17 protein-coding genes and 1 tRNA gene are annotated in these 20,178 nt (G+C 55.4%); 8 read left to right on the top strand and 10 right to left on the bottom strand.

Annotation, left to right across the window (positions count from 1 at the left end):
- Positions 1–61: 61 nt before the first annotated feature.
- Positions 62–1,093, bottom strand: coding sequence for a hypothetical protein (locus QMG46_RS15550; protein WP_281848742.1), 1,032 nt, complete (start codon positions 1,091–1,093; stop codon positions 62–64).
- Between the two features lie 374 nt (positions 1,094–1,467).
- On the opposite strand from QMG46_RS15550, the gene QMG46_RS15545 reads away from it, so the two are divergent.
- On the top strand, positions 1,468–2,154 hold the full coding sequence (locus QMG46_RS15545) for a hypothetical protein (protein ID WP_281848741.1): 687 nt from the start codon (positions 1,468–1,470) through the stop codon (positions 2,152–2,154).
- Positions 2,155–2,601: 447 nt separating this feature from the next.
- On the opposite strand, the gene QMG46_RS15540 is transcribed toward QMG46_RS15545, so the two are convergent.
- From QMG46_RS15540 to QMG46_RS15520, 5 genes are all read right to left on the bottom strand, one after another.
- Complete coding sequence (locus QMG46_RS15540; protein ID WP_281848739.1) at positions 2,602–3,999, bottom strand: hypothetical protein; 1,398 nt, start codon at positions 3,997–3,999, stop codon at positions 2,602–2,604.
- Positions 3,996–4,952, bottom strand: coding sequence for an AAA family ATPase (locus QMG46_RS15535; RefSeq protein WP_281848738.1), 957 nt, complete (start codon positions 4,950–4,952; stop codon positions 3,996–3,998). The genes QMG46_RS15540 and QMG46_RS15535 overlap by 4 nt, the downstream gene beginning before the upstream one ends.
- Positions 4,949–6,844 (bottom strand): hypothetical protein, encoded by a 1,896-nt coding sequence (locus QMG46_RS15530; RefSeq protein WP_281848737.1) that lies wholly within the window; start codon positions 6,842–6,844, stop codon positions 4,949–4,951. The genes QMG46_RS15535 and QMG46_RS15530 overlap by 4 nt, the downstream gene beginning before the upstream one ends.
- On the bottom strand, positions 6,841–7,518 hold the full coding sequence (locus QMG46_RS15525) for a hypothetical protein (RefSeq protein ID WP_281848736.1): 678 nt from the start codon (positions 7,516–7,518) through the stop codon (positions 6,841–6,843). The genes QMG46_RS15530 and QMG46_RS15525 overlap by 4 nt, the downstream gene beginning before the upstream one ends.
- A 1,011-nt stretch (positions 7,519–8,529) precedes the next feature.
- Positions 8,530–8,850, bottom strand: coding sequence for a hypothetical protein (locus QMG46_RS15520; RefSeq protein ID WP_281848735.1), 321 nt, complete (start codon positions 8,848–8,850; stop codon positions 8,530–8,532).
- A gap of 93 nt (positions 8,851–8,943) precedes the next feature.
- Between QMG46_RS15520 and QMG46_RS15515 the strand changes: the two genes are divergently transcribed.
- From QMG46_RS15515 to QMG46_RS15505, 3 genes are all read left to right on the top strand, one after another.
- Positions 8,944–9,225, top strand: coding sequence for a type II toxin-antitoxin system RelB family anti-toxin (locus QMG46_RS15515; protein WP_281848734.1), 282 nt, complete (start codon positions 8,944–8,946; stop codon positions 9,223–9,225).
- 257 nt (positions 9,226–9,482) lie between these two features.
- Positions 9,483–9,581, top strand: a tRNA-Ile gene (locus QMG46_RS15510).
- A gap of 148 nt (positions 9,582–9,729) precedes the next feature.
- Positions 9,730–9,990: a hypothetical protein gene (locus QMG46_RS15505; protein WP_281848733.1), complete on the top strand. Its 261-nt coding sequence runs from the start codon at positions 9,730–9,732 to the stop codon at positions 9,988–9,990.
- 408 nt (positions 9,991–10,398) lie between these two features.
- Here QMG46_RS15505 and QMG46_RS15500 read toward each other — a convergent pair whose 3' ends face one another.
- The 3 genes from QMG46_RS15500 to QMG46_RS15490 all read right to left on the bottom strand — a co-directional run bounded on the left by QMG46_RS15500 (position 10,399) and on the right by QMG46_RS15490 (position 12,283).
- Positions 10,399–11,373 carry a hypothetical protein gene (locus QMG46_RS15500; RefSeq protein WP_281848732.1) on the bottom strand — a complete coding sequence of 325 codons (975 nt, stop codon included), beginning with the start codon at positions 11,371–11,373 and terminating at the stop codon, positions 10,399–10,401.
- A gap of 282 nt (positions 11,374–11,655) precedes the next feature.
- Positions 11,656–12,093: a hypothetical protein gene (locus QMG46_RS15495; protein WP_281848731.1), complete on the bottom strand. Its 438-nt coding sequence runs from the start codon at positions 12,091–12,093 to the stop codon at positions 11,656–11,658.
- A gap of 25 nt (positions 12,094–12,118) precedes the next feature.
- The gene (locus QMG46_RS15490) at positions 12,119–12,283 is read right to left on the bottom strand and encodes a hypothetical protein (RefSeq protein ID WP_281848730.1); all 165 of its coding nucleotides are present in this window, start codon (positions 12,281–12,283) and stop codon (positions 12,119–12,121) included.
- 860 nt (positions 12,284–13,143) lie between these two features.
- On the opposite strand from QMG46_RS15490, the gene QMG46_RS15485 reads away from it, so the two are divergent.
- Positions 13,144–15,264: a hypothetical protein gene (locus tag QMG46_RS15485; protein WP_281848729.1), complete on the top strand. Its 2,121-nt coding sequence runs from the start codon at positions 13,144–13,146 to the stop codon at positions 15,262–15,264.
- A gap of 21 nt (positions 15,265–15,285) precedes the next feature.
- Positions 15,286–16,170, top strand: coding sequence for a non-ribosomal peptide synthetase (locus QMG46_RS15480; protein WP_281848728.1), 885 nt, complete (start codon positions 15,286–15,288; stop codon positions 16,168–16,170).
- 29 nt (positions 16,171–16,199) lie between these two features.
- Here QMG46_RS15480 and QMG46_RS15475 read toward each other — a convergent pair whose 3' ends face one another.
- Positions 16,200–18,518, bottom strand: a complete 2,319-nt coding sequence (locus QMG46_RS15475; protein WP_281848727.1) for an alpha-amylase family glycosyl hydrolase — start codon at positions 18,516–18,518, stop codon at positions 16,200–16,202.
- 482 nt (positions 18,519–19,000) lie between these two features.
- Here QMG46_RS15475 and QMG46_RS15470 point away from each other — a divergent pair, with 482 nt between their 5' ends.
- Together QMG46_RS15470 and QMG46_RS15465 are read left to right on the top strand one after the other, a co-directional pair.
- Positions 19,001–19,909, top strand: a complete 909-nt coding sequence (locus tag QMG46_RS15470; RefSeq protein WP_281848726.1) for a 3-hydroxyacyl-CoA dehydrogenase family protein — start codon at positions 19,001–19,003, stop codon at positions 19,907–19,909.
- Positions 19,902–20,159 carry an acyl carrier protein gene (locus QMG46_RS15465; RefSeq protein ID WP_281848725.1) on the top strand — a complete coding sequence of 86 codons (258 nt, stop codon included), beginning with the start codon at positions 19,902–19,904 and terminating at the stop codon, positions 20,157–20,159. Before QMG46_RS15470 ends, QMG46_RS15465 begins: the two co-directional genes overlap by 8 nt.
- The last annotated feature ends 19 nt before the right edge of the window (positions 20,160–20,178 follow it).

The raw sequence follows: 20,178 nt of genomic DNA, 5'->3' as shown, positions 1-20,178 counted from the left end.
TTGTCGATAGGTGGTGTCGTGAAATAAGGGGTCAGAAACATTATTGGGCCATCGACCAACCTCACCTTGGAACAAGCAACCGCCCAGTCAATGTCACCGCATCGAAGCTGTATACGTGTTCGCGCGGATTCTCCGAACCTCGGCCAACCAGGCGGCCAGGGTAGGCTGCCTTACCCGAGCGTATTTCAATCGTTCCCGAGCAAACAGGGCAGGTGGACCAATGGCGCTCAAGGCTGAGCCAGCCACGCACATCTTTGCCACCCTTTTCACGCGTAAGGCGTAACTGCGCGTATATTTGTCTCATGCTGAGTATTAGATCAGACGCTGCAGTTATGCGTTCTAAGGGCAGCTCCCAAAATGGTCGCATACTCCACCAACCCGCCGATGCGATGACTGCATAGAAGGCAATCAATGCACTAATTCGGACCAACGCTGGTTGCTTAGTGAGTAATACGAAAGCGAGCGCGAACCATAAAAAGAGGGTCGTCACCATAACGATCCCGAGAGTCACGATAAGCACGAATCCCCGCCACGACAGTGTGGGGAAGGGGTGTTTCAGCAACCAACCCAACCAGAAGGCGGGTTCAGCCGGTTCGCGGGTATAGACAATGGCATTTATATCTGCGGAGCCAGCATCAGGCGACTGCAAGGATTGGTCTGCGAATTCATCGCGAAACTCAGGCATATCATCAAACCGAAAACTATATTCGGTTGAATTGCCTCGACCGCCACCATCGGCCACGGTGATAGCTGGAATCCAAGGCGATCCAGCCGCCCGGAACCATTGTTCGATGGACGATTCTCTCGACTGCCACCAGCGCTCAATTTCGCTCCGGCGCAACCATCTGCCGGCGGCCGTGTCGCCACGGCTGCCGCCATACCTATCGAAGTAGTTATTCGAGAGCTGTTCCACTTCGCTTATCGGAGGGCTGCGGGAGGCACCGAGTTCGGCCACTGTCATGCTTGCCAGAACGGCAAGTGCCCGTCTGGACTTATTATTTCCGCCTTCTCGCTCAAGCCAATCGACAAGCAACCTGGCTGCCCAAAGGTGCGAATGGCCGGTTTCGGCCGGTTTATCCCTGTTTTCGTCCATGACCTTCCCCCGATCGTGTTTTCCACCTCAAGTGTGTGGGAGAGACGACGATGTGCCAATCAGAAAGAAGCCGGAATGACCGGCGCATACCCTTTGGGCTCCGGAACGAGCGGCTATGGGCGCCGCTCGAAGTCGAAAATGGCGACGCATGTGGTTGCATCTGCCCCAACTGCAAGGCGCCCGTTGTGGCAAAGCACGGGCATGGGAAGAGGCGGCCACACTTTTCTCATAGAGCAAGCAACGGCTGTATTTCAAGCCTAGAATCATATATACATATATACGCTAAGCAATTGATAAATGAGAATTCCAGGATACTTCTTCCAGCTTGGGACGGGCTGACAGGTTTTCCGAATCCACCTGTCGCTCAAACCGCTATGGGCCGGCTGATCACGGGAGAAAAGATCGTTTGGCCAGCCGGAACGGTCGATCTATGTGACATCCGACTCGAATCGAGCCTCGGGCAATTTCGCCCGGATATTATTGCGAGAGACGAGCAGGGCGAGCTTCTGATCGAAATTCGAGTGACTCATGCCGTGAACGACACCAAGGCGGCTGCAGTTCGCCGAGGCGGATATCGGATGATCGAAATCGATCTCTTCAATATTGCTAGAGACACGTTATATGACTCGGAAAGCTTCAAGAACCAAGTTCTGTTCTCAGAGACCAATCGGATATGGATTTCGAATCCGGCCGCGGAAAGCGCCTGGAAGTTGGCGCGTGACCGGGTGAAAGCGTTAGCTGCTGAGGAATCCGCTGAGAATGGGATTCTGGGCATCTACACGGGACAAACCGCAAAGAAACGCATTCTGGCAGGCACACCAGCACCAGCGACGTTCCGTCCAGAAGAGCTGCGGCCATTGTCGGAAACCGAAAGTTTTGATCCGCATAAGTATCCACGCATAGGCGCAACGATCTGGCAGCCAGGCCTTGGGAGTGGCGTCATCCTGAGCAGAGCGATGACTTTGACATCTAAGTTTGAGCCAGCGCAACTTATTGTTTTTTCGTCAACTGGCGGCTGGAATGCGTGCACTAGCTTGCGCGGAAACGACTTCAAGGATTGAGCTATTTTTTCAAAGTGCCTGAAGAATTGTGCCGGATGGGAATTCGGCACCTAGAATCGTGCCATTGACGCGAAACTGCCTCAACCTTTATGCCGTCGGCTGAGCATGAGTGGTGTGACGCCAGCCCTGGGGCAAACCGTTGGAGATCCCCATCGATCGGGTTGAGTTATCGAGGGCGCCTATCTCTGTGGCCCACAGACGCCCCATGGAAGGAGAGGGTAACCGATTGCTCCGGCCGGCAACGCCTAAGCTAAAGAGGTGATGGGTGTGAACAATCGGCGGGAGCTCGCACAAAGGAGAAAGGTTCGGGGAAGAAGGGGAGGCTCAGTTGCAACGCCAATGAGGGCGCGGAGCAACTGCCGCCTCCCGCGCGATTTCAGCTTGCCAAAGTGCAGTTACGCCAGCGGAGAAAAATACTTCTCCGCTGGTAGCAATGCTGCGCAGTCCCTATTCGGACCAAACATACCGTGACTGCACTCCTCCAACACGGAATGTTGGCCGCCTATAGTTCCATGCCTGCTCGGGCTTAGGGTCTTTAAACTCTGGTAATGCAAGTAACCGAACTACCTTGGTGACGGAAGGATTGCTTCCCTCCATCAGGACGATCGGGTGCCCGAAGCACTTCAATATCAACCATCCCTCTTCCTCCGAGTACGCTCGCCAGGCGTGGTATATCCATTGCTCCATCAAGGCATGCGCTGATATGGCCGATAAGGTGCGGGCCAGTAGCGGCAGCGCTGCCCCTTCAGCTTGGATGATGGCTGTTTCCATTCGACTTGACCGGCTAGTCCAGGTCGTCCAGTCAGCCGCGTCTCTCTCCTGAGCCGGTGCATGCGCGTCCAGAAACCGCCCAATGAGCTCGTGGCCCAACGCAATGTCGCGATAGGACATCTCGGCGGTGTTCACCCGATCGATCTTGTTGGTCTCCTTGTGCTTGTAACGGAGCTTTTCACCAAACCGTTCAAATGGTTCAGACGATGCACCATTAGTGGCCAACTGGACGCACTCGAAAAGCTGGATGGAGAAGATTCCTAGGCGCTCCGTATCGTCGGGGTGGAGACGAACCGAAGTGTAGGGGGAAGGGTCAACCAGAGCGTCCCAGCCTCTCACCAGTTCGCACAGAGCATCATGGTCTTCATATGTTTCTGTGGCGATGACCTCAGTTTCCCATAGGAAATGCTTGGGAAAGGCTAGACCTCGCGCGGCAGCCATTGCTTGATCTGTCGATAGCTCACCATCCGTGATTAGTAGAGCCTTGGAGGAGGCTGCTCGTTCTGACAGGCTGTGACGCCGTATGGCACTAATGACTTCTTGCTCCGGCCAAGTTGTTAGGCTACCAAGGGCTGCAAATCGATCGTAATGGTCATGCCCACACTCGCATAGCAATAGCGGGCGACTTCGAAAGCCGCTTCCCCAGAATAGGCGGCGCCCACAACGACAATTGAACGAGAGGGTTTCGTGATGCCAAGGACAGACTTCGATCCAAGGTAGTTGATGCAGTAGCGAGTGAAACCCTGATTTCAGGCAGGTGGCGCATCCGCGGATACGCGGATCAACCTCGAAGCCTTCGCTCGACATGCACAGCATAAAGTCTTCGGCAGTCGGACAGATGAGTGTGCTCTCATCTATGGGAAGGTCGTCCCATGCAGGGCCATTCGGCCAGACGAACAACTTATGGTGCTTGAGGTGGTAAAGAACGGTTTCAGGTACGCCAAGAACATCGATGGCCTGCCATGGCAACAGGCTGTTCAGCCGTGACAGGCGATAGATTCGCCCAAAAGCGGACAATCCGGCCATGCCTTTGAGGTCACCACCGATCAGCGAAGAAGGATTCAGGTCGCTCATGCGGCAGCCTGCCTTTGGCGTGCTACTTCAAGAAGGAGATATCCGGAGTCAAGTATTACCTTTTCGATCAACTCCTTACTCAGACCTGCAAAATTAGGAGTCTCCGCAGCGACGCGCACAAGGAGCCGATAGCAGACAACGTCAAAAATTTTCATTGCAAGATCTCCTGAGCCCTTCAAGTTGCTCCGCTTTCGAATGGCGGAAATCGCGCTTACGAAGTCATTGGCATGTGAGGCGAGACGCCAGCCGCTAGCGAAGGCCTGACCGGCAAAGAACTCCGTAAATGTCTTGCCTTCAAAACGCAGACGGCTGTCGTATTGATCAAGCGCATGAGAAATATCGGCGGCGCCGCGCAATCCAGAGAAAGTGTGAGAAGCCATAAAGAAGCGGCCAATCACGTGCGGCGGCAGGTTGTTTACTAGAGATGACCGCTTTTTTCTCTTCTCGGCCTTGGTGTCGTCCGATTGATGAATGAATACGCAGAAGAGACGAAAGCCGCCGTCAGTGACGGCATTGTCGATGTTGGTGAGATACTCAAAGTCATCGTCGGACAGCTGCTGCGCCTCGTCGACAAAGAGGACTGCTTGTGTGCTTTCTTGACCCAAACAGCCGGCAATGATGCGATCGGAGATTTGGCGGATGCGGTTAACTGAGCCAGAGTGAGAATGTTGGCTCAGTCCGAGCTCAGACTGGATGGTCTTGTAAAAGGCAGTATCAGAGTGATTGCTTCTCCGTGGCATTGTGATGCGAAAAATGTAGGCGGAATCGTCGAGCCACGATGGGTGCGTTTGGAGATAGATCGCCGCCTTGGTCTTTCCGTCGCGGGAACGCCCTTGGACCTGTATGCCCTGATGACCATCTTCGATGGCAATTTTGATGGCTTCGGCGAGACCTTCGATGCATCGGGTTGCAATCAGTGGGCGCGCGTCTCTCAACATAGGGTGAGCGATCATGGGATTTCCTCCACCTCAGTGAAGGAGACCGAACCCTTGACTGGGAAGGCACGTGTGCTTGTGGGCACAACGACCGCAGACTCGGGCAGCTGCGTGTCATCCTCGACATCGATGCCGGCGTCATCGTCTCCATAGGCGAGCTGCATCAAGCGCGCAGCTTGGTCCGCGGCAGCGGTGCTCTGTCCAGCTTGGGCCAATGTGAATGCCGCGTAGGCGGCTACTGCGCTATCGGCGCCTCGGATTTCCAACTCTCCGCTGCGGCTGAGGGCGAGAATTCGACGGCGTGTAGTGATGTCATGTCGATGCCTGCGCCAAGGGTCTGCCGCATAGAGCGTTCTCACGGGACGGAGAGAGTCGTCAATAAGAGTGATAGTCCTGAGATCTTCATAATCGATCATCGCCTGGTAGCTTTGGCCAACCATCTCCCAGGCCTTGTCCAAATCTGGATGCCGATAGTCCACTTGCAGGAATTGGACGCGAACAGGCTTATTGCTGCTCTTACTCCCCTTCATCGTGACCCGATGGCAGGTGGTGGTAAGCGCCTTGGCATTGCCTTCGTTATAGAGAGGTGCGATCCAATAGTCGGCACTCTCCTGGTAATTGGACAGAATCTCGATCGGCGTACGGTTCTGTCGTGCCGGTAACGGTGACACGTTGTGCCCGGTGATCACGACATCCAACAGGTCTTCCAGCGCCTGAATGTGTACCGGGTGATCGTTGCTCGACCAGGCAGATGTCGAGATCGCAGGTTGATTGATGCGATGCGGCTTGAAGCCACCCGGAAGTAGGCGCAATGCCCCCAGTTCGAGTCGATGGAAGAACTGCTCGATGTGGGGGCGTGCTTCGGGAACGTGCGGGAGGCCGAAATTCAGGACACCGTAGTGCGCATTGAGCCACGCATCGAGCGGCATCTTGGCCTTGTGGGCCTTGGCGTTATCCATAGCTGTAAGTCGTCCCATGGGAGGTGGAGTCGTCATGTCCAAGTTCGATGGCATCGAGGCGGCTGGCACGTATTGAAGGCCTGGCACAGTGAGAAGGCGGGGCTCCCAGGGGCGCATGGCGGTAGCGAAGCACTGAGCGACATCTAGTGCGCTATAGGACCGCCCAATGACGATCTTCCAACCAACAACTGCCGTAGAAACTACTTCGATGATGGCTAGGATCCAGATGGCACTGATCGGCATGGCGACCATGTCGCCGCGAGCGTTGGGTATGAGAAGTCGCCAGTTGACATCCATCCGGTGGGCATCAAATTCCACGCGATCAAACGGGCGCAGTGAAAAGAGCTCATCAAGACGAGAAACCGGCCGAATCTCCGGCGATGGCGCACTTGGCGCACCGTCGACGATTGCCTGACGCCGCTTGCGTTTGAGATATCTCGAGAACACGCGCCGACCCCGATCTCGGGTGTTTAATGGCCAGCGCGACTGACACTTTCGTTCAATAAGGACTTGACGGATGGAGCCAATTAAACGGACAAAGTCCGGCGGAAGTCGGCCTTCCGGTAAGGCGCCCTTGTAGTTATCCAGCTTTTTTTGAATGTCAGGATGGGCCCCGAACAGCTGATCCAGCGAATGAGAATTGCCCGCCACTGGAGTGTCAGGCTCTTTGTTGCGCACGGTGCGTACGCTATAGGGCAGGCAAGCGCGATACCCCGCCTGACGGCCATCTGATCCAAGGCGAAACGCCTTATCGACGATGGAGCGGAGCGTTTCGCGGTTGACGTTGTGAGCTCTGCAGGAGCTGCGAACGCTTGCGCCTTGAATGTAGGTGGCCAAGGCAGCGCAACGTCGAATGAAGTTGTGACGATGCTCTTCAGGAACGAGTCGTGCATCCGGCCTGATCCAATGGCTGGCCGCGAGCACGTCTGCGTAGGTCAATGAATTGCTCATGCCTGCGCCCCCCACGTCAGCAGCGTGCGATCGCTCAAGGGCAGGTCTTCTTCAAAGGTCAGCTGACCCTCACAGATGAGGCCAGACAACGTGGCACGAACGGCTGCATTATCGAGATCCTGAAGACTATTCTCGACCTGCTCGAATGTGAGTGGTATCGGCAGGTGCGAAAACACCTCCGATATGCGCCCCCTTAAGAGGGTGATGTCGGGAAGGTGACGCGCTGCCTGAGCGTGAGGAAGGAGACGAAAATAGTTCGCGATCTTTGGCCCCTGGTGAAGAATCTCGCTCTCGTAGATGAAGGTGATTGGTATACCTGCACCTAAGGCGGCTTGCGACCATAGCGTTGCGTCCCTATGAGCGCGTCCAGAGGGTCCGCGCTGACAGTCCTTCTCAGGCACCAGTACCCAGAACATCTCAGAACCATCGTTGTGAAGTGTCCAAAAATCGAGTTCGACGGTCTTGTCGTGATGGAGTGACAGTTGGCGCGGACGTTCAACACAATCACGGTATTGGCGATTAAAGATCAGCAATAGCCATTGTGCGAGTCGTATGGGATCCACGAGTGTTACCAGATCGCCGGAGCGAGGGTGTGTTGTCATGAATACGTCGCTGCGATCGAGTTCCGACTTGGTCAGCGGGCGTGGATGGAAAGGGCGATGCGTGATGTTCATTGACGATTCCTTAGTTGTGAGATGACGACACACGTTCGCCCGCCCTAGACGGAGCGAGATGCAATGTGTGTCGTGATGTGAGGCGTTCAGTGGCACAGAAGCGCGCGGGCAGACGTCCGGCCATGCCGGAAGTGCCCAAAGGAAGTCCAGAGCCGGGTTTCGCGGTCGAATTGATCGGCGTGACCTGTTGGCCGCGCCGATCACACTTCAACGCTCACGCGTTCAAGTGATGCCTGATTGCTGAAACGCGACTGCTAGCGACGATGCCGTAGATCAAGTGCGCTGAACGCGGGAGTCAGCGTGAAAGCTAGGTCGAAAGAGTCATATAACGTCTCCGGCTGTGGCAAACGGGCCGCCTGTCTGCAGGCAAGTGCGTCCGCTGGGTCAGCTTTGATTGCTGACCACTTGACGAGCGAAGGGGGAGACGCGTAACGTATCGACACTACCGCCAAGTAGCTGTCTAAACGTTACCCCTGATTCCTCTGGATTCGGGGGTTTTGCGTCTTTGGGGTTTGCATAAGTTGCGTTGATTGGCTGGATTTCTTGGTCGGCGCTTTCCGTGTCAGGGTTGCAGGTATTCCGGCGCTCAAGGCGCCGAACTTGTCGGGCGTTGTTTGCCGCGCAAGCAGTGCCATGCCGACCGATCAAGTTAATGATCGCTGGCGATGCTGATCGGTGGAAAGTGGACTGCACGAAGGGCTGTCCGCGCACAGATCGCAGATACGTCCGTAACCTAGTGGTCGCGTGACGTCAAGTCAAGGATAAAATCGTTTAGGATCAAAGTGGTATGACATCATGTGACATGACGTCATGTCATACCATTTCATGCCACGCGAAGCCGAGCGAGCACGCGAAAGTGGCGCGCGTGAGTAAGTACTCGCCCCCCTATGCGGCGTCCTGTCGCTGCTCAATCGCGGCGAGAGCTGGCCGTCTCCGCCAAGCGGAGCGAGAAAAGGTGCTCATCATTACCGGCCTGTCAACTGGCCGTCCAATCGCGTAGTTCGGCTTGACCTATCCAGCTATATCGCGCGGCACAACCAGGCCCGATGGATCCATTCTGGAAAGCGCTAATCCTAGGCGCAGTTCCGCGGCCTCGGTTAGGCCGTCACGAAGAATGCTTTCGCACTCTGTGACCAAGGCGCCTATGGCCACCTGAGCGGCCAAGATGTGGCTCCACCAATCCATGAGTTCCGATTCGTCGGGTTGGGTGTGAACTTTGACATGCCGAAAGACGCCGTAGCTCACCCAGGTCAGCGCTTCGGCGGCATCCCAGGAGATCGGCGCAATACCATCTTCTTCTGGCGCGCGCGCATCGGTCTTGTTTGGCTTCATTGGGAACCTTGCCGCATCTGAAGTTATTGAAAAGCCGATTTTGGACTATTCAAAACAGGACTTTAGCTTGCCAAGCGGACTACCGGCAAGCTTATGGCCCGCTCGACACACCATCATGACTACCAGCTCCTGCTGACCCTGCTTCGCGAGTTGCGGGAGAAGGCCGGCATCACCCAAACTTCGCTGGCCGAGAATCTCGAAAATACCCAAACTTTCGTATCGAAGGTCGAACGGGGCGAGCGTCGCATTGACGCGGTCGAGTTCGTCGAGCTATGTGAGGCTCTGGGTCATTCCCCTGTCGCGGTTTTCCAGGAGTTTCTTCGTCGCCGCGTAGCGCCGAAGGGAAGGGGGCGGAAGCTCTCCAGTCGTCACTAACGCGGCCACTGATGCTGTTGTTCGAGTTGCTCAGTGATACCAGCTGGTTTCGCAAAAGCGGCACCGCAGTTGATGAATGCTTATGATGAAGTCGCGCAGATCGACGTCCGCACGGTTCGAGCAGTTCGGTCATCAGATCCCATAAACATTCACCCAAGCGACCGATTTGACTGATAAGATCCCGCCATGGCCCGCCCTCCGTTCCATCACGTACGAATATCGCGAACTCGCAATTGAGTAAAGCTCTTGCGTTGTTCGCCCCCGTGGCCGAGAGGTTAGGCGTCCGGCTTATACCCGGATGAAGGTAGTGGCCAGATAAGCCATGCATGCAGGTTCGAGTCCTGCCGGGGGCACCAATTCTTAGGTGCCCGTATGAATACTGAAAATTCCCGACTACTACAGTTTGACTTCCCTCAGTTATACCGATCGCAAAGGATTGATCTCCTTTGCCAGCACAGTCCTACGCTAATCGATCCGTGGGGCTTGGAGTGTGGCGATGGCTGGATGGACTTGATCTATCGTCTTAGTCAGGCGGTCTCCATGCATGCCAAGTCCATGGGGCTGGATATCGTTGCTACGCAGGTCAAGGAGAAGTTCGGCACGCTACGGTTCTATGTCGATGGCGGGGACGAGGAAGTTTTCTTGCTCATCGATGCAGCGGAACAGGAGTCTGCAACGATTTGTGAGGTGTGTGGCGCGCCCGGAGCACTCGTCATGAAGGGGTGGTGTTCAACACGCTGCGAGTCCTGCAGGCATAAGTGCTGACACAATGTGCATTGTGGGCAGCGATTCTGTCGCAATGAGGGCAGAAGAGTCCTTTCCTTGGTCGTTGTCCAGGCGAATCCAGGCGCGATTAGCGATCGTTATTCCATCACGAACGAATATCGCGAACCCGCAAATGAGCAGAGCTCTTACGTCGTTCGCCCCGTGGCCGAAAGGTTAGGCGTCCAGCTTAGGGCGACAGTCGTCGACCCCGGAGAAGTGGCGTCTCGCCTTGTGCGCGGTCTTTACGCTCCTGCCGCCTGCGAACTACGCACGCGGCCTTCAGGATGCCGGTGTCATTAGACGCTATCAATGCGCGGTGACGGCCAATTTGCCGGGCTCTTTGTGAAGGTCCAGACGAATGCCTTGGGCTGCATACACTGGGGCATGACCAATCGCCATGACTTCCAGCTACCGTCTCAGCAGCCGCGCCATCAACGAACGCCATGGCCCGGCCGACTTCTTTCGCCTGAAGCTGGTACCTCGGAAGGTACGGGTGTCCGCTACCGCCGAAGAGCGAAGATAGGTGCGACTATAGCGACGCAGCACGTCTTCGCAATACGCGTTGTCATCGTAATTTTCGTAAGGTTCCAGATCGCGATCCCTGACGCGCACGGCGGTCAACGGAATCGTCACCACTCCGTCGATCGCGCGGTTAATGACCACCCACTCACCGCTCTCCACATCGGCTCGTCGCACGGATAGATCGCTCGCAGTGCCCAAAAGGTTGGCGCAATACAAGACATCACAGGCCGGAATGTCGAGTGTCAAGGTGATTGGGCGCGCCTCGTAGCCGCCGTCATCGCTGAAGCTATTGAGTGTGTCCATTTCCAATTCGATATGCGGTCGACCCAGACGGCGAGAGGCCAGCACCAGGCCATAAAGAAGCTGCGGTTCACGCTGGCCATATGCGATGTCGGAGGGTTCTGGCTCATTAAGGCTCCGCCGCAGGCGTACCTGGCTCAGTCCAGCGGCGGCCAACGCACATTGAGTATGCGCAAACAGGTCGGCGACCTCTCGGGTCATGTCCTCGATGCGACGGGGCGTGAGGACTTGGTTGATTTCCAGAAACTGGCGGTGGGCCACGCCGCGCATCGACTCGGCATAACAACGGTCCTCACGGAAGGGTAAACGATAGAGGTTCAACGCGCGGCGCACCAGCAGGGTCAACAGCATATGGCTGCCGGAGTGCTTGGTCTGAGTGGTTCCGATGATCTGCATGCCCTCGACCTCCGACTGATGCTGGAACAGCGCAGCCAGCAAGGGATCGGAGAACTGAAACAGTTGCTGCGCTAGCCGCGCCTGATAATCCTCGGTGCTCTCGCCGGATCGATATCCGGCAGGGAAGTGGACGGACTGCCGGGTGATGGAAAGGTCGTGCTGCATTAAGAGAAATATTAGACATGATTGAAAAGGATATCCCAGCCACCCCAAGCCGTGTTGGGGATCGAGGAATCTGCGGATCCACCGTTGGCCTCAATACTCATGGAAATAGCGGCGCAAGCCAGCGCGCCGACAACAGCATTTATGGCTCGCTTTCTCCCAGACGAGCCTTCACATCGGGCAGGGATCGATGGACTCTGTCTTCAGCCATTCTATCGCCGTCCAAGTTCAAACTAAAGGTAACGCCAGAGGCGTTCGATGGGCCTCTAAAATGAAAGTGGCTTCTTACGGCGGCGCGCCGATATAGTGCTCCACGAGCCAGACGAACCACGGCGCGACATGATTCGCCTTGAAGGAGGTGACCAACAGTTGCCCAAAACCAATGAAGCAGAGATAGACATAGCCGAAGACTGCAGGCAATGTGCCCGCCCAAAACTTCAGGCTGTGTTTCCACGTCGAATGAGTCTTTCGATGGTGCCCAGACCGGAAGTGCTCCGGAAGGAGGCGTCGCCCATTAAACCGAAGCACTACGATAAAGAGCAGGGCCAGCAATGCATTGATCCAGGGCGTCTTGGTCGTTAGGCAAGCAAGGCCGAGCGGAAACCCAAGCAAGCCGAAGTTGGAATTGAGGAAGCCTATCCAGCGCTGCTCAGCATGTTCTTCTTGATTCTTTTTGGCTTGGTCAGGCACGATTGGGGAATTGCGCTGGTTGCGTCGGCTCATGCAGAATGCGGCCCTTTCGCTCGACTTAGACGCGTACGTAGACGAAGTGGGTGAAGGCAAGCCGCTTAGCCAAGAGCTTCGCGGTGCCTTTATTTCCGGCGCTCAGAAGCTTGGTCCGATCCAACTGGTCGATAAGCGTCCAAGGGTTGTCCTGACCTTCTTCAGGCTCGTCGAAGAGGTAGAACGCCATGACATCTGAGGGCTTTGCCAAATAGTAAATGGCAGTAGGAGGGCGATTGGAGCCCGTTGTCGCGCTGTAAGTGATCATTCCTCGGCGAGCCATGTTGGTTCTTCCCACTGATCGATTGGAAGAGACTAGCCACCCTCAGAGTGACCTTACAAGCGCTTTTGTTTGCAGCGGGTTACCCATTGGAATGGGAGGGTTCTAGAACAACCACGAGAAAGTAGTCGTCCAAGGCGACACGTCTGGGTAGCTATTCCATCCAGAGGGATTCATATCAGGCGCAATGCGGTCACAATCTCTAGGCGCCAAGCGCCGCGTCTCCACGCCAGTCCCGAGCGGCCGTATCGATAAGGGCGGCAGGCGACGACGAGTGCGCGAGTCACGCCAACGCCAACCGTCCAAGAGAGCGCCTAGGTAATCCAATAACGCCGTCTGCAGCACGAATGGCTCCGGTTGCGTACCTACGTGCACCGTGGCCTTGGCCGCTTCCAGTAGCATGTGCCGAACTGGACGTACCACGGCTCGTAAGAAACTTCGCGGCGGATCGCCGTCGGGCAAGGTGCGCAGGCATGAGAAAGGCTAGCGGACTGGCGCCGCGTTCGCCTGTCTACATTCAAGGCAGACGCGCCAGCCTTACACCATAGCGACATCGCGAAACGAGAACCTGATCTTAGTGCGGGCGCTCAGAGTGCCAAATTGACATGGCAACTGAAGACGTCGCACAACGTCGGCACTGATACAACACGCGGAAAATCGCGATAGCCGCACAGGCTCCTTGCGCGCGTTGCATATTCCAAAGCGATTTGCGACGATGCAAGAAACCGACGTAGGCGTCTCTTAATAGCCACCACAAGCGGCAAAAACATATGGCATTGGACTTGTTGCACGAGCGACTGTCGCGGGACCAATCGGGCGTGTATTCGACGATGGATCACGACAGCAAGGCCTGCTACGCGCGACGTGTTCTGGCAATTTCCGACGTCACCGGTGTTTCGGCGATCGATGTAGCCAATGCCGCTGTCGAACTGTCCAAGGCCGCACATGCTGAGCAACATGTAGACTGCAACGCACAGTGCCACGTCGGGTTTTATCTTTTCCGCAGCGGACTGAAGAACCTCTTCAAAACCTTGGGCGTGCGCATGCCATTTCGGGAGTGGCTTGCGCTTACTGTGCGCCATTCTCCGAGCTCATTTTATTTTCTGTTGCTGACCGTTGTCTGCACGTTGTTCGCAGCATCATTCATTTATATGTGCGATCGATGGCGCTTATTCCCGCTTACCCTCTGGAATGACGGACTGCTCCTTAGCTTATGCGCGGTGGCATTCTTTGAAACCTCGGTCTCTTTCGTGGACACGATCGTCCAGAACGCATTTTCCTACGCCGCCCCGTTTCGCATCGATTTCTCGGAGGGAATTCCCGCGCGCGCGATGACGCTTTTGGTCATCCCAGTCATTTTAACTAAGAACAACTTCGATGAATTGTTGAAAAAAATTGAGGGTCACTATCTGTTGGATCGCGAGCCCAATATTCGGTATTGCATCCTTAGCGATTTCTCTGACTCGGCAACCCAAGCCCGGGATGACGAAAATAGGATGGTTCAGCTTCTGGTGGAGCGCGTGGAAGCCTTGAACTCAAAGCATGTTTGCTCTGGCGCGCAAAGATTCCTCGTGATGCACCGCAGTCGAACGTGGAATGCGCTCGAGCAAACATGGATGGGATGGGAGCGTAAGCGCGGCAAGCTGGAGGAGCTGAATCGCACGATCTTAGGTCAACCTACAAAATCGCGCTTCATTTTTAGTCACGACGCATCGTGGTTGCGTTCGATAAAGTACGTTTTTACGCTCGACTTCGATACTGGCATAGAACGTGGCGTGATAAAATCGCTCGTTCAGATCATCGAACATCCATTCAACGCGCCGGTGATCGATCCGATTCATCGTAGCGTTGTTTCCGGATATACGTTTTTGCAGCCGCGCCTGTGTTTCTTGAACGGAGATGAGCCAACCTCTCTGTATGGGCTGAACGCGCTACTTCGTTCCTCGCACCGCACTCCGGATGTGCGGGGTAACGTCAACAACCTCATTGGAGAGGGCGTCTTCATGGGGAAGGGCCTGTATTCCGTGGAGGCATTTTTCCTAAGCAATCTAGGCTTATTGCAGGAAAACCTCATTTTGAGTCATGACCTGATCGAAGGCGCTCTCGGTAAGACAAGCTATGTGCAAGATGTTTCACTGATTGAGCCGCCATCTAAAAATTTCCTGGACAGCTCTCGCACATGGCACCGGTGGATGCGGGGGGACTGGCAAACCATGCTCTGGTATGTGATGTCCCACCATTGCTTGTTTTATCAATTGGACAAAAGAAAGCGGTGCCGTTTGACGAGCTTCTCCCGATGGAGAATTTTCGAGAACGTCCGGCGCAACCTGAGTTCCGTGGCAACCCTCTTGCTACTCGTGGCCGGGTGGTGCATTGCGTCAGATCCCTGGGCGTGGTCCGCCTGCTTCATCGGGAGTGCAATCTTTGCGGTCACCTTCGATTTCGCTTTTTCGGTGCTTGCGATGAAGGAGCGCGGCGATCGACGGAAAACTGCTGCACGGTTGCAGATTCAAATTTTCCTCGCGGATATGGTGCAAGTGCTGCTCTACCTTGCCACTCTTCCGATATCCGCCTTGATCAGTCTCGATGCGATTTTTAGAAGTACTTTCCGGGTATATTTTACGCGGAAGAGAATCCTGGAATGGACTCCATCCAGCAATTTAGCGAATGCCCGCACTCTATCGATGACCGTGGCGATAGGGGGCAGCTCCGTTCTTTTGCTAACGTTGGCCGCGAATTACCGGTCACTATCCCAAGTCAGCTTCATTCTGCCATTCCTGCTGTTATGGTGCTTGTCGCCCATACTTATTTCGTTGAGTGGGATCGCGCTGTTTCGGCGCCCTCGGGCACGCGGCATGCCGGACGATCGCAGGCAGTCGGCTGATTATTGATCCGTCCAGGTCTTAACAAACATGAGCAAACGGAATGAAAACGTCGTACCCATTGGCCGTCCCATTGCCAATGTGCAGATTTATATTCTGGATGCTCACCGTCAATTGGTGCCCAGGGGCGTGGTGGGCGAGATCTATATCGCCGGCTCAGGCGTGGCGCGAGGTTATTTCAATCGAGCCGATTTGACCGAGGAGCGGTTTATGCCTGATCCGTTCAGCCCTCAAGTCGGCGCCCGCATGTATCGCACGGGTGATCTTGCGCGGATACTGCCCGACGGTAACCTTGAATTTAAGGGGCGCGTTGATCAGCAGGTTAAGATTCGCGGATATCGTGTCGAGCCGGGAGAGATCGAAGCCAGTTTAACGACGCATCCTGCTATTTGCGAGGCCATTGTTTTGGCGCGCGAAAATGCCACGGATTACAAAAAACTGATCGCTTACGTCGTCATTGCACCGGAATTCAACTACGGTTCGAACGACCTGGTGACGACCTTTCGCGAGTTCCTCGCGAACCGTTTGCCGGAATACATGATACCCTCGGTTTACGTGCGGCTGGACGAAATTCCGATGACCAGTAGCGGAAAAGTCGACCGTGGCGCGTTGCACACACCCACTGAAAGTATGTTGATCGAGCGCCCCTTTTCCTCGCCCGAAGGGGAGGTCGAAGAAGGCTTGGCATCGATTTGGGCAGAATTGCTCGGAGTGAATCAGATCGGTCGCGAAGATGATTTTTTTCAACTAGGGGGCCACTCGCTTCTTGCCGTGCGTCTACTTAGTTGCATACGAGCAAAGTTTGGGGTTTCGGTTGCGCTTTCCGCATTAATCATCCACTCCCGTCTGTCCATCATGGCGAGCGAAATTTCCTCCATGCTGGAGGACGGCGCGGTGTCCACGCCCAGGATTTAAGCGGTACGGAGGGCGGTGATTGTACGAGGTCAATGGAACACGGGATGGTAGGTTGTGGTGTCGATTACCGCCGAAGGACCCGGCGCGGAGGTAAAAACGTGGGCTTCGCCTACTTCCCAAGCGACACGGTTGTTTGCATCTTTCTTGATGAACTTAAATTCGAATCGGGTGTTTTGCGGAACACTGACGGGAAGAAATCGGCTCGGGGCATGGGGGCCAAGCATGGCCTCAGTAGCCTTATTAGGGTCCCAGCCGCCCAGCTCGGCAATATCTCCCACGATGTAGACATTCTCCTGCGGCTTCAGCGGCACATCGGCGTGAAAGATGACCTGATTTTGCTTTCCGGAGAGCATCGTATAGAACAGGCCATTACTGGTGCCATCGTCTTTCGTAACCGTTACGCTGGTGGGGCCAGTGACTCCCGGAGGCGCCGTCACCACGATGTGTTCGTCGGTATTGGAAACGACGACTGCTGGGGCCGAGCCGAACCTCACTGTGACCTTGCCCCCCAGACCTCGCCCAAAGATATGGATGATGTTTCCCGCTCTACCCATAGTCGGCATGATGTCACCCAGGCGGGGCAGTACGGTTCCAAGAGATGGATTGTAGGACCAGACACAAGTCTGCCCGCCAGCGAGAACAAATGTTGAAATTTGCGTCTTGCTGCCAACCCTCCGGACTGTCGCCGAGCCGCATGAAAGCAGGCCGCTCAACACGTCCGGATAAACCCCCGCGGGGAGCGACGTATCCATCGCTGGGACCACGTAAGGCGTCGTCGGCTCCCGGTTCGTTGCGACGATTACCTGCTTGTCATAGAATTTTCTTTGGAAAACCAGGACATCGTTGGTGCTGTAGATGACGCTGGTCGTGCCGAAGGGGATTGCGTCATTCTTTCTACGGAGCGCCGAGAGCTTAGCTATGATTTTGAAAGCCGTCGTATCCTCGCTCGCTGCAACGGCGGTCTGGAAATAGCCGCGCCCATCACCGGACAGATACTGCTCCGAACCATAGTAGACGATGGGAATACCGCGCGAGGTCAGCAGTGTCGCCAGCGCCGCGTGGTATGTTTTATCGTTCGATTGAATGTTGCGGAAGCGCGTGACGTCGTGGTTTTCCAAGAACGGCACGGCCTGGTTGGGTGCGCCGTAGTCGCTTTGGGTCTGCAACATCATTTTGCCGAAGTCGGCCATGGTTTCCGAAAAATCGCCAAACGCATGAGTGGCGGCGCCAAAGTACTCAAAATCCAGATTGTTGACGCCTGTGCGATCGGGGAAAGACCGATATTCGTCGTACAGAGGATCCGGGCGGGCAATGAAAAATTCGCCGAACTGACTGATCGGCCCTCCGGCAGAAGAGTCGATCGTATCCCGCAAACCTTTGACGAAAGCAGGATTCATGTGCCTGGTAGCGTCGTGCCGGATGCCGTCGATTCCCTTGGCTTTCCAGAATAGAGCCGCTTTTTCTAAATACGCCACCACCTCGCTATTCTCATGTGAGAAATCCGCGAGAGAGCCGTGCTCTTTGTAGCGGAAGCCGAAGGGCGACGCATCGCTTCCGCGGTCGCCGAATTGATGAAACCAACTGCTGCCTGCGTTTGGGTCGGCGAGCAAGGTTTCAAATTTTCCGTTCACAACGACCGGCTCTCCACGGGAGTCGAACATATATTCTCCCTTTGAATTTTTGTTAGGCTCCCAAAGCTTTCCGTCCTCAGCCGGCGAGGATGGGAGGGTGGGATTGTTTCGCCTACTGGTATGATTGGCAACGAAATCGATAATCAATTTGATGCCATTCCGATGCAGCGCTTTGCAGAGCGAATCGAACTCAGCCATGGATCCGAAATGGCGATTCGTCACGAAGTAATCGTGAACGTGGTAGCCGTGATAACTGGTCCAGCGGTTGACCTGGCCATCGGCTAGGTAGTCGTCAATCTCGGTGTCGCGGTTCGAGTACGGCGCAGAAATCCATACTGCCGTGACCCCCATATCCTTAAGGTAAGAAATATGCTGCGACAGGCCGGCCCAATCACCGCCCTCATAAAGCTTTAGATCCTTGCCAGAGCCGTCGAAGAGCGCGGCATCAAATCCTGCGGGTACATCGTTTCGGGTATCGCCATTGTAGAAGCGGTCCGTTAGCAGCTGGTAGATCGTATCCTTCGACGTGACCGGGCCGATCGACGTGCAGGTTTGCGCGACGATCGGCGATGCCACAGACAGCGCGAGAATCAGAAAAAAGGACTTGACGAGATTGAAGGTCGTTGCGCGGTGCGTTGTGCCGACGATGGAAAACTTAGCTCCCTGTGAGAATTGAAATATTCGAGCCGTTTGGCGGCAAAACTTTACTGGCTTCATCGAACAAGTTTTCCAACGGATGGCACAAGGCGAAGGAAGGCGAAGGATCGCCATATGTCGGTTTTCCAAGAGTCGCGCTCAGGATGGCTGCCGATCTGTGCGGATGCGCACACAACCCTCGGCGGCCGAGTTGAAAAATACTATAACGGGAAAGGCGGCGCATTCGCTTCGGACCGCGCACACCGTAGATCCAATGCGGCGCGACCGGGGGCGTGCGATTCCCGCGCCGCTCGCAAGCTCGATTAGCAGCGTTGGCAGATCAACGCTGCTGTGTATAAACTGCTTCGTCTGTACTAGCGTGTTGTCGTAGGATGTTGCGCTGTTTGCGCTGTCGGGATCTCGTGTGCCGCCTTCGGTTGCTCTTGTAGGGGCCAAGGCACGCGTCTCGTGACAGCAACAGTGCCAATTCTCCGACCCGAAGCTACTCTTGCCAGTTCGTAGAAGCCCGACATTCCACATTGCGAATAAGGTGATTCCGTCCCATGCAAGTAAGCTACAGCGCGACATCTTCGCAAAAGCCGAACGACCGTCGCGACGTCAGTCATGCAGTGCAAACCCATATCGGAGTTGCAGGTGCTGGCGTCATGGGCAGGGCCATCGCGGCGGAGCTTGCCGCGCGCGGCGCGGAGGTGATTCTTTACGACTCCGACAAGCACGTGCTTGAGCGCTGTGGAGATGAAATTCAGGCATTGATTCGAATGCGTGCATTGATGCAAGGTGTGCCCCAGGATCAATACGCCGCGCTGCGCATCCGCGTCTCGGGAGACATCGGCGACCTGAGCGCATCGAGCCTTGTGATCGAGAATATCGTCGAGCGCGCCGAGGAAAAGAGGTCGCTATACCGAGAGCTCGACGCGGCGTGCAGGCCAGCGACAATATTTGTCGTGAACTCCTCGACCTTTAAGATCAGTGAGGTGGCGTCGTGGACGGGGCGAGCCGAGCGCGTGATCGGCATTCATTTTATGAATCCGGTAGCTTTGATAGCGTACGCGGAAGTCGTGGCCGGCGAGAACACATCGACAACAACTCGTAACGAGGCGGAGAGATTGCTCGCTTTCATGGGAAAGCGAGCGCTGCACGTTGGCGACATGCCGGGCTACGTGTCCAACCGGATCTACATGCTGACGGTGAATGAGGCCATACTCTGTTTGCAAGACTGCGTAGCCGATGTGTCGACAATTGATCAGCTTTTCTTTCATTGCTTCGGCTGGAAGGCTGGCCCCCTGGCCACGGCCGATCTTATCGGGCTGGATACGGTTTTGTTCTCTTTGGACGCTCTGTTCAAGGCGTTCGGCCAGGAGAAATTCAAACCGGCCCAACTGCTCGTCGAAATGGTCGATAAGGGCTTGTTTGGACAAAAATCAGGAAAAGGCTTCTACGAATATGACTGACCAGATTGAGGAAGAGGTCGCTCACTATCTCAAACGTTACAACTTCGGAGCTCCTCCGGGCAGAGACGAGGACATCTTTCGCATAGGCACGATCACCTCGCTTGTCGCCATGCAGTTGCTGCTTTTTATCGAGAAGCGATGGTCGATCAAAGTAGCAAATAGCGAACTTCGACGCGAAAACTTTGAGACGGTCGGAAAAATCGCCGCATTGGTGAACTCTCATTTGCCCGAAGTAAAGGCCGGAAGCTAGCTTCCTAGACGCAGTAATG

Origin of the sequence: Dyella sp. GSA-30, assembly GCF_027924605.1 — a bacterium.
Taxonomy (GTDB): Bacteria; Pseudomonadota; Gammaproteobacteria; order Xanthomonadales; family Rhodanobacteraceae; genus GSA-30.
This window is presented reverse-complemented; position numbering and strand designations above follow the sequence as displayed.